The organism is Paenibacillus sp. EB106-05-06-XG162 (genome assembly GCF_058791655.1).
Window position 1 is genome coordinate 196,730 of sequence record NZ_JBYTDT010000007.1, and the last position, 12,525, is coordinate 209,254.

The window sequence follows — 12,525 nt, forward strand, 5'->3', positions numbered from 1 at the left end:
AGAAATGTCAGAGGATAATCAGAGCATGATCAATAACGGTTAAGCTCGTTCAATATCGTTGCTTCGAGCGTCCCTATCAGCTTTTGAAGGCCAATACGTTCCTGTTCCTCTTCAAAGATATGGGTATATTTCTGCTGTAATTCTTTTTTCGGAGGAAACATGCTGCAATAATGATGAATTCGGGTTAGAGCAGCCAGTCGCAATGGCACAAAACCGGATCTGTCCAGGATCTGGAGTCCCTCGTCCATGAGATTCTCCGCCTCACGCCATGCCTGTCGTCGAAGCATCCAGAGCCCCTTAACCACTTTGTAACTGCCGATCTCGCGCAGAAAAGGTTTCCCGGGTAATATCTCATTTTCAATGGCATATGCCATTTTCTCTAATTCGTGCTCCTCTTCCCCTGCAACCAGGTGTACAAACATCTCTGATATTGCTGTTTGTGGGATGAAGTTCTCATAATTCAGTTCGGCAATCACGGCATGACTCACCCTCAAACGTTTCAGCGCTTGATCAGGTTCACCCGCCAGCGTATACAAATCAAGAATGTTGAGAATCTCCATTTCTCGGTGCTGCGCGGGAGACAAGAGTTTCTTCTCAAGTACTTGCTCACAGAGTCCCTGCTTCTGCTTAGGGTTCCCCGTGAACATATAAAACAATAGCAGCCAATAGAAGCGTTCGTTCAGCGGAACTTCGTCCGAATTCAGCAGCCATTCCAGATCTCCTTGTACAAAATGGACATAGACCGAATAAAACGGGTCCAGTTCAAATCCAAGCACATCCTGTTGACGTGCAAGGGTTAGCATCGAACGGCCCTGGCCGTATAGTTGGTATTTCCCGAATACATCCCGCATCGTCTTATGCAGCTCCGGATCTCGGGTGGTGGGGTTCGCTTCTCTTGCGGTTGAATTCAGCACCGACAGGCTGTAACCCAATCCCCTGACCGATTTAATCTCTACATCTGCAAAAGGACGCAGCTTCTTACGCAGCCTATAGATATGGTCATCCACCGTCCGTTCAACCGGATATTCCATCGGCCACACGTGATCCAGCAGCTGCTCCCGGCTGAATGTACGGCCTCTGTTGCGATAGAGAAATTGCAATAGAGCGAACTCCTTCGGGAGCAGCACGACCGTTATGCCTTCGGCAGACACCCGATATTCACTTGCGTGTAATTCCAGTTGCATGCAGGCAACCCTTCTTTCCCATGGAAAAGCTTCTTAACTTGAGTATACCAACCAACCCTTGCGTTACTCTAGAGAAAATGTGTATGGCCGTCCCTCCGATCGACTCTATGAAGGTTTTCCAACGTCGTATGTCGAACTTATCTCTCAAAATGATTGCAGATTGTAGGTGAACAAGAGCTATGGACAGAACGGTACACATCTTGGTGGTAGAAGACGATAACGACATAAACCAGCTGCTGTGTAAAATTTTGAAGAAAAGCGGGTATTCGCCTCAACCTGCATTTTCCGGGACGGAAGCCATGATCTATTTGGAAAGACAGGTATGGGATATGGTACTGCTGGACTTGATGCTGCCAGGTCTGACTGGCGAGGAGCTCCTTGTCAAAATAAGCGAAAAGACCCCAACTCCTGTGATTGTCATCTCTGCGAAAGAAGAGCAAGAGACAAAAGTTGCTACGCTGCGCATCGGCGCCGACGATTATATTACGAAGCCATTCGATATCGAAGAAGTGTCAGCTCGAATCGATTCCCATCTCAGAAGATACAGCCGATTGACCAGCATGGTGCCGAGTGATCGACTCAGGTATAAAGACATTATTCTGAACAAGGATACCAAGGCCGTGACGGTCAATCAAGCGGAAGTGCTGCTGACCGCAAGGGAATTTGCCATTCTTGAGCTGTTCCTATCTTACCCGAGAAAAGTATTCTCCAAGGCCAATTTATTCGAGAGCGTATGGGGAGATACGTTTGTAGGCGATGACAATACAATTAACGTGCATATGAGCAATTTACGGAATAAATTAGCCAAAGCAAATCCGGAGGAGGATTACATCGAAACGTTATGGGGAATGGGGTATCGACTTAAATAGCCCGCTTAATGATTTCTTAAGGATCCCTTTATGATCGCTTATGTCTTGCCTCTGATAATGAAGTCATTCCACAGAGAGGTCGTGAGACAATGAGTGACTATATACTGAAGTCCAATCATTTAACAAAGGTCTATAAGATGGACTTTGCGCTTCATAACGTGAATATTTCGATCAAAAAAGGCGCGATTTACGGCTTTATCGGACAGAACGGCGCGGGCAAATCCACGTTCATCCGTATCATTACAGGTCTGGCTAGCCCGACAGATGGCTCGATCGAATTGTTCGGTAAGCGAGACGCACAGGATTTGAGCGATGCAAGAAAACGAATCGGCTCGATTATTGAAAGTCCGGCGCTATATCCTAATATGACGGCCCGAGAAAATTTGGAGACTCATCGGCTGCTGCGAGGGATCCCTGGACAGGCTTGCATTGATAAGGTGTTGACGCTGGTCGGGCTTCAAGATACGGGTAAGAAAAAATCTAAAAACTTCTCCTTGGGCATGAAACAGCGTCTAGGACTCGCAATCGCGCTTCTTGGAGATCCAGAATTTCTGATTCTCGATGAACCGACGAATGGCCTCGACCCGATGGGGGTGATCGAAATGAGAGAGCTCCTCAAAAAACTCAATCGGGAACACGGAATCACGATTTTAATATCGAGCCATATCTTAAGTGAACTTCATCTGCTGGCTACCCATTTTGGTATCATTCATAAAGGGGAGCTGTTAGAACAGTTGTCGGCGAGTGAACTTCATGAGAAATGTCAGCACTATCTGCATATCAAAGTGGATGATGTCGGGAAAGCGGCTGCCGTTATTGAGGGGGAGTTAGCTGCTACTGAATTCGAAGTCATGCCGGATGGGACGATCAAACTGTACCAATTCGTAGATACGCCTGGCAAAGTGTCCGTGGCATTAACGTCAGCAGGACTCGTGATTGAACAATTCATGCCGATGGGTGAAGACTTGGAAGCATACTTCACCAACCGGATCGGGGGTGAGCGGAATGAATAATCTCATCCAATCCGAATGGTATAAGTTATGGAAGGACCGCTCGTTCCGAGCGCTTCTATGGATGATCTCCGCCGCAGGTTTATTTTGGTCGATTTTCAAATATATCGATCAGAGGATGGACGGGGAGTCTCCCGCGACTGGAATTGAAATGTGGATTAGCGCGCTAATGGGCAGCTATATCATGATCATTGGGATCTGCGTGCTCGCCGGGTTCTTTATTTCTAGTGAGTACACTACCGGTGTAATGAAGAGCATCGCTTCTAGCGGTAATAGCAGAGGTGGTATTATTGCAGCGAAACAACTTGTGTTCTCGATTGGCTGTGCTATTCTAGGCCTGTTGTTTCCCATGATTAACTTTGTTGTTGCGACGATATTGTCTGGGTTAGGAGAATTGCCCGGCGAAGATATATTTCCATATCTTTTAAGAACATTCGGCCTTCTTATTCTCTTCGCTGCGGCCTTTGCTTCGATCGCAACTTTGATTGCGACGCTCATGGCGGAGGGCGGTAAGACGATTGCGTTTACGATGGTGTTCTTTTTATTCATCGACATGTTCTTTGCTGCTGTAGGCAAATATATTTCATTTGTGGAGACGATTTATCATTATACGGTGTTTAAGCTGATGTATGAACTCGGAACCGTTGCTCCTGATGGGGGTCTGTACCTACGTATGATTATCATCCCATTGATCACTATTGTCTGTTTCGGAATGATAAGCGCATGGTTCTATCGACGTAAAGAAATCAAGTAATTTCATTGGAGAAGCGGGTGAGGGCAGAATGATATATATCGTTGTGGCTGTAAGTATTACAGCTGTTATTGCGCTTATCCGCTTGTTTTTGTTGAAGAGTGAGATGAAACGAATGTATCATCAATTACACGCCTACAATCAGGGGTTAACGGAAAAGAAAATCGATCTTCGTCTCTATGAAAGTGACCTGGAACAACTAGCGATAGAAATCAATCTTCTGATGGATTCGGTTGCGGATGCCAAGGCCCTTCGAACACGGACGGAGTATGAACTGAAACAGAGTATTTCCCATATTTCGCATGACTTAAGGACGCCTTTAACTTCTATTCTTGGCTATATTCAGCTCTTGGAATCGGACCAAATAACCGAAGATGAGAGGCAAGAATATGTATCGATTGCCAAAAGCCGTACGAAAAGGCTGCAGGTGCTGCTGAATGAATTTTTTGAGTTATCACTTATCGGATCGATGAATCATGAGTTGAAAATGGAACAGGTGAATATGACCACGCTTATTCCTGAAATTTTATTGGGATTCTATGATCGGTTGAACGAACGCAAAGGGGAGGCTACGATTCAGCTTACCGAAGACAAGATCCTCGTGACCGCAGATGAATCTGCCATCAAGCGTGTGATCGAAAATTTGGTATCCAATGCGATCGACCATTCGGACGGGCCCATCTGGATTACGATGGAGAAGCATCCATCGAAGGTTGTATTGTCCATCTGCAACGAAGCGAATTATTTGAATGCAAGTGATCTGAATCATCTATTCGATCGATTCTATACGGTGGACCGCTCCCGGTCGGGCAAAGGAACAGGACTAGGGTTATTCATAGCCAAAAGTCTCATGGTCAAAATGAACGGTGAATTGACTGCCGAATTAATCGATCATCAACTGGTGATGAAGTGTGTGTGGTGGACAAAGGAATAGTGAAAGGCACCCGTCGGGGTGCCATTTTTATTTCTGCTCCGGTGAAGGGCGTGCATTCGGCGATGATGTTGCGGTGGCGTATGACCGAACAGGGTCTTAAATGATTTGTAGAAGCGTCCCAAATTGAAAAAACCTGCCTCGAGTGCGATATCCAGCACATCTCGATCGGAATGTAAGAGCCGATTTTCTGCGTACTGCAGTTTAATGCTTATATATCCCTCGTCTGTCCGGAATGACAAACGACACGTACCTTCGTTTCGTTGGGCCTACTGCGAATAGACAGGCTCCGACCGTACAATTGGGGGAACTGTACCATGAATGAAGGTCCTTTTTGTTTACAAACTCTTAATATCATTTGATCAAACTTGCTGTGAAAATTAATATGGTTTTTACATAACCACACTATAGTGAGAGTACAAGTACACATACGTGGGAAGGTAGGAAATTACTTTGAAGAAAAAATCGATTCGAATGAAACGGCTTATTGCTCCGGTTATGGGGTTGGCCATCCTTGCGCCTTCCATGTTTCCGGGAACTGCTTCCGCTGAAGCTGTGAAAGTCAAATCCATGGAGTTTGTGGGGATGCCTGCACCGTCTACACCGGAAGATATGGCCAAACTTTACACAACGGCTTCGTTTGAAGTGACGTACACGGACGGTACGAAGAAATCATTCCCTTTGGCTTACAAAACCCTGTATAAAACGACTGATTCCATCAAAGGAACGCCCGCAGGCCTTGCGATAGACGCAAAGGGTCAGCCGATCATGGATACGAGCGATGCTAATAAAACGGTTCCATTCGTTTCCGACAGTCCGGATTCCAACAGCCTAATGAAGATTAATGGAGCGAAGCCTACCGGTAAAGGAGGCAATCCGCTATCGCTCGTTACACACTACGAATACATTACCAGCAACAACGCGGGCAAATCCGCATACGGACTTGTCCCTGCTTCGATGAGCTTGACGACAATCGATCAGAACAAAGTAACTGGTGAACTGTCAGCGGTAGACTTGAAGAAGATCGACTTCTCCGGCATTGACGGTCTTTGGATTCCTTGCAACGGTTCTTTAACGCCTTGGAATACACATCTGGGCAGTGAGGAATATGATCCCGATGCGCGCGCATATGAAGCGGATCCAACGCAAACCTATGTAGGGGCGTTTACGAAAGCCTACTTCCAGGATGACAAGAAAGTCGGTAATCCTTACGCTTATGGTTACTTGGTAGAAGTCACAGTCAATCACGACAACACGACAAATGTCGTAAAGCACTATAGTATGGGACGATTCTCTCACGAGCTCGGCCGAGTGGCTCCTGACCAGAAGACCGTGTTCTTCGGTGATGATGGCGGGAACACCATGCTGTTCATGTACGTTGCCGATAAGGCAAAGGATCTGTCTGCGGGAACTCTATATGCAGCCAAATGGATTCAAACGAGTGACGAGAATGGCGGATCGGCTAACCTGCAATGGATTCCTCTCGGACATGCTTCGAATAATGAAGTAAAGTCCTATGTGGACAAAGGCATTACATTCAGCGATATTTTCGAAACGGCTGATAAGGATACCGAAGGTTTCACGAAAATCAAAACCTACCCTAGCGGCAAAGTGGAATGGCTGAAGGTTAAGCCGGGTATGGAAAAAGCGGCTGCATTCCTTGAATCCCGCCGGTATGGTGCGGTCCTGGGCGCGACATCTGAATTCAACAAGATGGAAGGGGTGTCCATCAACGCCAAGGACAAGAAAGTGTATGTAGCTATGTCCTATGTGGAAAAAACGATGGAGAAGGACAGCAAAGGCACGGATCCGGTTGACGATATCCATGTGAAAAAAAATAAATCCGGCGTTGTTTACGAGATGGCGATGGCAGGCGGGCAAAAGGACAAAGCCGGTAACGCCATCAACAGTGAGTATGTGGCAACGGGCATGACAGGTCTTATCGCTGGCAAGGATTTGAGCGCACCAGATTGGAAAGGAAACACGGCTGATGACAACCTGATAGCTAACCCGGACAACTTATCCTATTCCGAGGAGCTGCGTACGCTGTTCATCGGTGAAGACAGCGGTATGCATGCCAACAACTACCTGTGGGCTTATAATCTCGACACGAAGAAGCTTTCCAGAATTTTGTCGATACCGGCGGGAGCTGAAGCGACGGGTCTTCAGGCCGTGTCTGATCTGAACGGATTTAGCTACATCATGAGCAACCTTCAGCATCCGGGAGACGAAATGATCCTTCCTGATGAGCTCAAAGCTCAAGTTGAGCCTATAATCAACCAAAATTGGGATAATCGGCGTTCCGGTGCTATTGGTTATCTGAGCGGCTTGCCAACAGTCAGCCAAATGGCAAAGGGGAAGAATTCGGACAAAACGTTGATCATCCTTCGCGATGTTGCAGAGTCCAAGGGAGCAAAAGTGACTTGGAACAAAGCGGATCACAGCGTAACCATTACGAAAGACGGCAGCTCCCTGACAGCTAACATAGGGAAGACTGAGGCAACTATCGACGGCGAACCGGTTCAGCTTCCTAACACTGTACAAATCGTACAAGGGAAAATCATGTTCCCGACCACAACGCTGCTTCAATTCTTAAATAAGTAAGTACACCAAAAGGCCAGAAGATCCTAACCGGATGTTCTGGCCTTCTTTTGGATCAAATCTGTTCTGGACTGTTTCCGTGATCGTGATTCCATGTGATTTCTGGCTTGCTCGGTTCGTATTGCTCGCTGTGACCATTGTAAGGCATAATGGTGACAGAACATGCCATTGACGGCCTTCGCCTACTAGCAAGAACCGGAATGCGGATTGCTGGAGCCCTGGAAGGCGTATAAGTTGGCAGGAGAGGATACTCGTATGATAAAAGTAATGGTTGTTGGAGCCTCAGGGGTTCTTGGTAGATTGATTTGCATGGAATTACTTCGCATTTTTAATAACCAAGTGACCTTGATTGTAACTGATTATCAAGAAGAAAGAGGAACGAGGTTAGCAGAGTCGATCCATCGGGAAGCAATATTCCGATATTTAGATACAACAAATAATGAAAACATAACGAAGACCATTCAGAATGTCGATATTGTAATCGTTGCTGTAAATCAACAAAATCCGTACATTCAAAGAGCTTGTATAGATCATCATATTCTTTGTATTGATGTAACCCCATTCCCTAACTTTGTAGAAAAAGTAAAACGACTACATAAAGATGCTGATAAAAATGATGTAGGCTCTGTCGTAATGTCTGGATTTTTTCCGGGATTATCGGGGTTGATGGTTAACAAAGCAGTTTCTAGTTTTCAAGAAGTAACGGAAGTGAATATTGGATTACTACAAAACACAAATGCAAAAGCTGGGATATCTGGCATATTGGATATGTTGAAAATCATTTCTCAACCTGTTCATTATGATACGGGTAGCGATACAGCTAACTTAGCGGGATTTACAAAAAAGAGAAAAATGTATTTTATGGAACCATCCAATGAAAGTGAAGTACGACTTATTGACCACGCGGAAAAAGATTGTCTAAAACAGAAACTAAACGTTGAACAAATTAACTACTGGACTTCTTGGAATAATCGTTTCTTTAACAAACAAATCTCTCTTCTAAGAAGACTTAGAGTTATTGATTATATCCTTAAACGCAATAACAAAAAGTTTCTATCAAAAGTTGTTAAGCATAATCCGAATAAAAATGAACAAGCTTTTCTTACTGTTGAAGTAAAAGGAATCATCGATCATCATGAGTGCATAAAAACGTTATCCTTATCTACCTTTTCAGATTATCATACAACGGCGATGGTTACGGCCAGTTTAGCCAAAGTTACAGTACATAAAAAGATTAAAGGTGTCGTTTTTCCTTTCGAAATAACGGATATGGATGAAATACTGTCTGAAATCAATTGTAAAGATATCCTTTTGAAAGAATTTATAACAAGATGAGTAGAGAAATAGATGAAAGAATGCCACCCCTTGGATTGGGGTGGCATTTTCACTTGGCATCTCGGCGTTTATTTTTTTCCTTTGCGTACCTTTAACAGCTTGCCTTTTACTGTCGTATCTTTCATCATTTCAAGCACAAGCGGTCCTTTGCCATTCAGAATCTCAACATCTGTCACGAAATCGAGGATGGTAATGATGCCGATATCCTCTGCCGTTACGCCGTCAAGCTTAGCGATTGTCCCGACAAAATCTACGGCGCGAAGCTTCTTCTTCTTGCCGCCATTGAAGTTAAGCTTCATAATCTGCTTGTTCAATTGCTCGCGTTTATCTTTTTTGAGTTCAGGTCCAATATGAAGCTTCTTCTCGAAATCGGCTCTACGGCGATCAACCTCCTCTTCGGAGGGAGCTTCCACTTTCGGAATCGCAAATCCAATATACGCCTCAATATCGGCCAATCGTCTGCCATCCCTCGGCGTGATGAAGGTGATGGCTTTACCCGTCTTGCCTGCACGTCCCGTACGCCCCGTGCGATGAACATAGCTTTCCTTCTCTAGCGGAATATCGTAGTTAATCACATGGGTAATATCTGTGATATCAATCCCCCTGGCGGCTACATCTGTTGCAATCAAGTAGCGGAATTGTCCCCTTCGGAACGCATGCATCACCTCGAACCGCTCTTCCTGCTCCATCCCGCCATGGATCCGATCACATGGATAACCGAGATCAGCCATTTCCCGGAATAGTTGGTCCACGTGCTCCTGCGTACGGCAGAACACGATACAGCTGTCAGGGCTCTCAACAATTAGAAGATCCTGAAGCAGTGCTAGCTTGCCCGCCTCCGATACCTGAATAACAGCGTGCTCAATCGTAGCCGTCGTAATCCCGCTGGCTTGGATCTCAATTTCAGCAGGATTGTCCATATATTGATGTGACAGCTGGGCCACATCCTCAGGAAACGTAGCGGAGAATAACATGGTAACTCGGTCACGAGGCAGCGCTTGAATGATCGACTGTACCTGTTCAATAAAGCCCATATTCAGCATCTCGTCCGCTTCATCAATGACGAGGTAGGCCATCCGCTCTAGCGATAGTGTACCGCGTTCAATATGGTCCAGCACACGTCCCGGTGTACCTACAACGATATGCGTTCTTTGCTTTAACTCGGCCTTTTGTATATGAAAAGGGTGTTTCCCAAAAAGAGGCGTTGCCTTAATTCGCTTAAAGCGCCCAATGTTCGTTATATCTTCGTTGACCTGTAGCGCAAGTTCGCGGGTTGGCGTTAGGATCAATGCTTGCGGCTTATTCTCGTTCCAATCCACAAGCTCGCAGAGCGGAATGCCATAAGCAGCTGTCTTGCCGCTTCCTGTCTGCGATTTAACGACAAGATCCTTCTTCTGAAGCGCAACAGGAATGACTTCCGACTGCACCTCGGTTGGCGTGTCAAAGCCCAAGCTGTTCAGTGCTCTCACAATCTCTTCACTTAATGGATACGCTGTAAATCGTTTCTCACTCATCAATTAACCTCTTCTACACTATATTCAAAACCTTATACATACAGAGTTCCACCATGTAACTGTCGTATACACTCTATTATACTCTGAATCTACATCGATCGGTGGAAAGACTGTTTTGTTAGGAGGGGGATGGATAAAAAAGGAAAAAGAAATAGATTGTCGTTTTTCAGAAAATATTGTAAAATACGATGTGGAAAATATTAACTCTGTAGGGGGAAGATTGCTTTGGAAAGTAACAAAATCGCATTACCGATAATAGGCGCTTTGATCGCAGCGATTGTTGGTGGTGCAGCGTGGGCAGTTATCGTGGCATTGACGGACTACGAATTGGGTATTGTGGCGTGGGCGGTCGGCGGTCTTGCTGGATATGTGGTTGCCACTCTTGCGAATAAACAAATTACTGCAGCACATCAAGTGATTGCAGTGATCGCGAGTTTGCTCGGTATTCTGCTCGGCAAGTATTTTACCGTTGGTTATATTTATACGGAGAGTATCTCTGGGATCTTCGGAAGTGAAGTGATGACGGTGTTCCAAGAGAATCTCTCGAGCTTGTTCAGCACGATGGATATCGTATTTACGGCACTTGCCGTTGTTACAGCATGGCAGCTGCCGAAGAAACTGGCGAATCAAGCCGCTCCGCAAGAATCGACACATGCTGCTGAATAAATGAGTATTTAGCCAGTATAAAAGCATCTGATTCATCCATTCGTTGTGTGGATGGTCAGATGCTTTTATTGTCTTACGATTTAATATATTCGCTGCTCACGAGATCCGATGCGATTTTGTCCGTAGGAATCACGAATTCTACAATCCCCATGTATCCAGGAGCCACTTCATATTTATCGAAGGAGATAACCAGTTTGCCGTCTTTGTTAATATAGAAGCTCTGGTCTTTTTGAATCGATTGGAAGAGATCATCCATCGGGTCCGTATCCTTGTCATCCTTCTTCACCCAATAGGTTTTGTCCGGATCGGATTTCATCTGCTCCAGCATCTGCTGCTTGATGTTCTCGCTGATTGATGCGATATAGGCATCGTCCTTGAACAAGCTTGGAAGACTAATCAACACTTGGTTCTTCTTATCGATCGTATCATATTTCATTGTCGTTGAGGAGGAACCTACGGTGTTGACCTCATAACGGCCGATCGAGAGAATTTGGTCGTTATCTGTTTTTACTTCATATCCTGTATCAATCCCGAGGTGCCCCCCGCCTTGTTTTTTCAGGTCATCCATATCCTTCTGAAACTCAGCATACAATTTCTTATTCTCATCTAGGTATTTGTTGTTCAGCATCTGTTCGAGTGTTTTATTCTCCAGATTTGTCACCGCTGGCACCTTCAAATTGGCATTGTACGTATCTTCATCTACTTTATACTCTCGGAAGGTAATCACCTCCACGATTTTGCCGAGCACAGGAATGTTGGAGAAGGCATTTGCGAACGCCGGACTGCTGTTTACGCCGGACACGAACACGATAACGGCAGCCGCTGTACCGATAATCCATCGCATATTTGTTCGTTTCATGCGGCTCTGGCGAATGGCTTTCTTCACAATGAAGTCCAGTTCCTCAGGAATCGGAATTTCCGTGTAACTTTGCTTTAACTGTTCTATATTATTATCCATGATCATTATACCTCCATAGTGGATTTATCATTTAACTTCACACGCAGGACACGGAGTGCTTGATACAACCTTGTTTTGACAGTATTGATGTTCTCATTCAACACTTCAGAGACTTCTTCAATCTTGAGGTCTTCGAAATATCGCAGAACCACGACGCTTCGGTACTTAACAGGCAACTCCTCTAATGCTCGTTCAAGATCAAAATCGTGATAGGAGTCCGACGTTCCTTGGCTATAGGCTTCTAGTGTTTCTTCATCAACGACTTGAACGCGCTTTTGCTTCCGAAGGAAATCCAATGATGTATTCACGACGATTCGATAGAACCAACTTTTGATGGCGTCAGGGTTCTTAAGGGATTCTGCATTTGCGAATGCCTTATGTATGGAATCCTGTACAATATCCAATGCGTCTTCTTTATTTCGTACATAGCTATATGCAAGCCGATAAATACTCTCTTTGTGCTCCGTAATGCACTGAATAAGTGAGTTCTCGAATTTTTTTTTGTTGCTGGCCATGATTTCTTGCCTCCACCTCTACGTAATTACTTGATGTAGCTATGACGCTGGAATGACGTTAAAAAGTTTTAATTTGGTTTAGACATTTTATGACCTCCTCATTGCGTGTCCATGTGGATTGTATTGTATTGGCAAGACGGGGGTTCTTCCGAAAAAGTTTGGTATAATAAATGGGAGGAAGTGGACATTAA

Annotated in this window: 12 protein-coding genes; 7 read left to right on the forward strand and 5 right to left on the reverse strand. The window is 45.1% G+C overall.

Annotation, left to right across the window (positions count from 1 at the left end; genetic code table 11):
• Positions 1–29: 29 nt before the first annotated feature.
• Positions 30–1,184 (reverse strand): winged helix-turn-helix domain-containing protein, encoded by a 1,155-nt coding sequence (locus tag AC3WU2_RS17070; RefSeq protein ID WP_492456191.1) that lies wholly within the window; start codon positions 1,182–1,184, stop codon positions 30–32.
• 179 nt (positions 1,185–1,363) lie between these two features.
• Between AC3WU2_RS17070 and AC3WU2_RS17075 the strand changes: the two genes are divergently transcribed.
• The 4 genes from AC3WU2_RS17075 to AC3WU2_RS17090 all read left to right on the forward strand — a co-directional run bounded on the left by AC3WU2_RS17075 (position 1,364) and on the right by AC3WU2_RS17090 (position 4,748).
• Positions 1,364–2,053: a response regulator transcription factor gene (locus AC3WU2_RS17075; RefSeq protein WP_492456193.1), complete on the forward strand. Its 690-nt coding sequence runs from the start codon at positions 1,364–1,366 to the stop codon at positions 2,051–2,053.
• 89 nt (positions 2,054–2,142) lie between these two features.
• A complete protein-coding gene (locus AC3WU2_RS17080; RefSeq protein WP_492456195.1) occupies positions 2,143–3,066 on the forward strand; it encodes an ABC transporter ATP-binding protein in 924 nt (307 codons plus the stop codon).
• On the forward strand, positions 3,059–3,817 hold the full coding sequence (locus tag AC3WU2_RS17085) for an ABC transporter permease (protein ID WP_492456197.1): 759 nt from the start codon (positions 3,059–3,061) through the stop codon (positions 3,815–3,817). The genes AC3WU2_RS17080 and AC3WU2_RS17085 overlap by 8 nt, the downstream gene beginning before the upstream one ends.
• A 28-nt stretch (positions 3,818–3,845) precedes the next feature.
• On the forward strand, positions 3,846–4,748 hold the full coding sequence (locus tag AC3WU2_RS17090; RefSeq protein WP_492456199.1) for a sensor histidine kinase: 903 nt from the start codon (positions 3,846–3,848) through the stop codon (positions 4,746–4,748).
• Here the strand turns inward: AC3WU2_RS17090 and AC3WU2_RS17095 are convergent.
• On the reverse strand, positions 4,709–4,987 hold the full coding sequence (locus tag AC3WU2_RS17095; protein WP_492456201.1) for a helix-turn-helix domain-containing protein: 279 nt from the start codon (positions 4,985–4,987) through the stop codon (positions 4,709–4,711). The two genes, AC3WU2_RS17090 and AC3WU2_RS17095, sit on opposite strands and share 40 nt — an antisense overlap.
• 232 nt (positions 4,988–5,219) lie before the next feature.
• On the opposite strand from AC3WU2_RS17095, the gene AC3WU2_RS17100 reads away from it, so the two are divergent.
• Positions 5,220–7,349, forward strand: a complete 2,130-nt coding sequence (locus AC3WU2_RS17100; RefSeq protein WP_492456349.1) for an alkaline phosphatase PhoX — start codon at positions 5,220–5,222, stop codon at positions 7,347–7,349.
• Between the two features lie 252 nt (positions 7,350–7,601).
• Positions 7,602–8,681, forward strand: coding sequence for a saccharopine dehydrogenase NADP-binding domain-containing protein (locus tag AC3WU2_RS17105; RefSeq protein ID WP_492456203.1), 1,080 nt, complete (start codon positions 7,602–7,604; stop codon positions 8,679–8,681).
• Between the two features lie 68 nt (positions 8,682–8,749).
• Here the strand turns inward: AC3WU2_RS17105 and AC3WU2_RS17110 are convergent, their stop codons facing one another.
• Positions 8,750–10,195, reverse strand: a complete 1,446-nt coding sequence (locus tag AC3WU2_RS17110; protein ID WP_492456205.1) for a DEAD/DEAH box helicase — start codon at positions 10,193–10,195, stop codon at positions 8,750–8,752.
• Between the two features lie 225 nt (positions 10,196–10,420).
• On the opposite strand from AC3WU2_RS17110, the gene AC3WU2_RS17115 reads away from it, so the two are divergent.
• Complete coding sequence (locus tag AC3WU2_RS17115) at positions 10,421–10,861, forward strand: hypothetical protein (RefSeq protein WP_492456207.1); 441 nt, start codon at positions 10,421–10,423, stop codon at positions 10,859–10,861.
• 73 nt (positions 10,862–10,934) lie between these two features.
• Here the strand turns inward: AC3WU2_RS17115 and rsiV are convergent, their stop codons facing one another.
• Positions 10,935–11,819, reverse strand: a complete 885-nt coding sequence (gene rsiV, locus AC3WU2_RS17120; RefSeq protein ID WP_492456209.1) for an anti-sigma-V factor RsiV — start codon at positions 11,817–11,819, stop codon at positions 10,935–10,937.
• Positions 11,820–11,824: 5 nt separating this feature from the next.
• Positions 11,825–12,334: an RNA polymerase sigma factor SigV gene (sigV, locus tag AC3WU2_RS17125; RefSeq protein ID WP_492456211.1), complete on the reverse strand. Its 510-nt coding sequence runs from the start codon at positions 12,332–12,334 to the stop codon at positions 11,825–11,827.
• Positions 12,335–12,525 lie beyond the last annotated feature (191 nt).

Excerpts from the sequence above, each read along its gene's own strand:
- AC3WU2_RS17080 (WP_492456195.1), top strand. The coding sequence starts at position 2,143 with ATGAGTGACTATATACTGAAGTCCAATCATTTAACAAAGGTCTATAAG.
- sigV (WP_492456211.1), bottom strand. The coding sequence starts at position 12,334 with ATGGCCAGCAACAAAAAAAAATTCGAGAACTCACTTATTCAGTGCATT.
- AC3WU2_RS17090 (WP_492456199.1), top strand. The coding sequence starts at position 3,846 with ATGATATATATCGTTGTGGCTGTAAGTATTACAGCTGTTATTGCGCTT.
- rsiV (WP_492456209.1), bottom strand. The coding sequence starts at position 11,819 with ATGGATAATAATATAGAACAGTTAAAGCAAAGTTACACGGAAATTCCG.
- AC3WU2_RS17110 (WP_492456205.1), bottom strand. The coding sequence starts at position 10,195 with ATGAGTGAGAAACGATTTACAGCGTATCCATTAAGTGAAGAGATTGTG.
- AC3WU2_RS17075 (WP_492456193.1), top strand. The coding sequence starts at position 1,364 with ATGGACAGAACGGTACACATCTTGGTGGTAGAAGACGATAACGACATA.
- AC3WU2_RS17070 (WP_492456191.1), bottom strand. The coding sequence starts at position 1,184 with ATGCAACTGGAATTACACGCAAGTGAATATCGGGTGTCTGCCGAAGGC.
- AC3WU2_RS17100 (WP_492456349.1), top strand. The coding sequence starts at position 5,220 with ATGAAACGGCTTATTGCTCCGGTTATGGGGTTGGCCATCCTTGCGCCT.
- AC3WU2_RS17105 (WP_492456203.1), top strand. The coding sequence starts at position 7,602 with ATGATAAAAGTAATGGTTGTTGGAGCCTCAGGGGTTCTTGGTAGATTG.
- AC3WU2_RS17085 (WP_492456197.1), top strand. The coding sequence starts at position 3,059 with ATGAATAATCTCATCCAATCCGAATGGTATAAGTTATGGAAGGACCGC.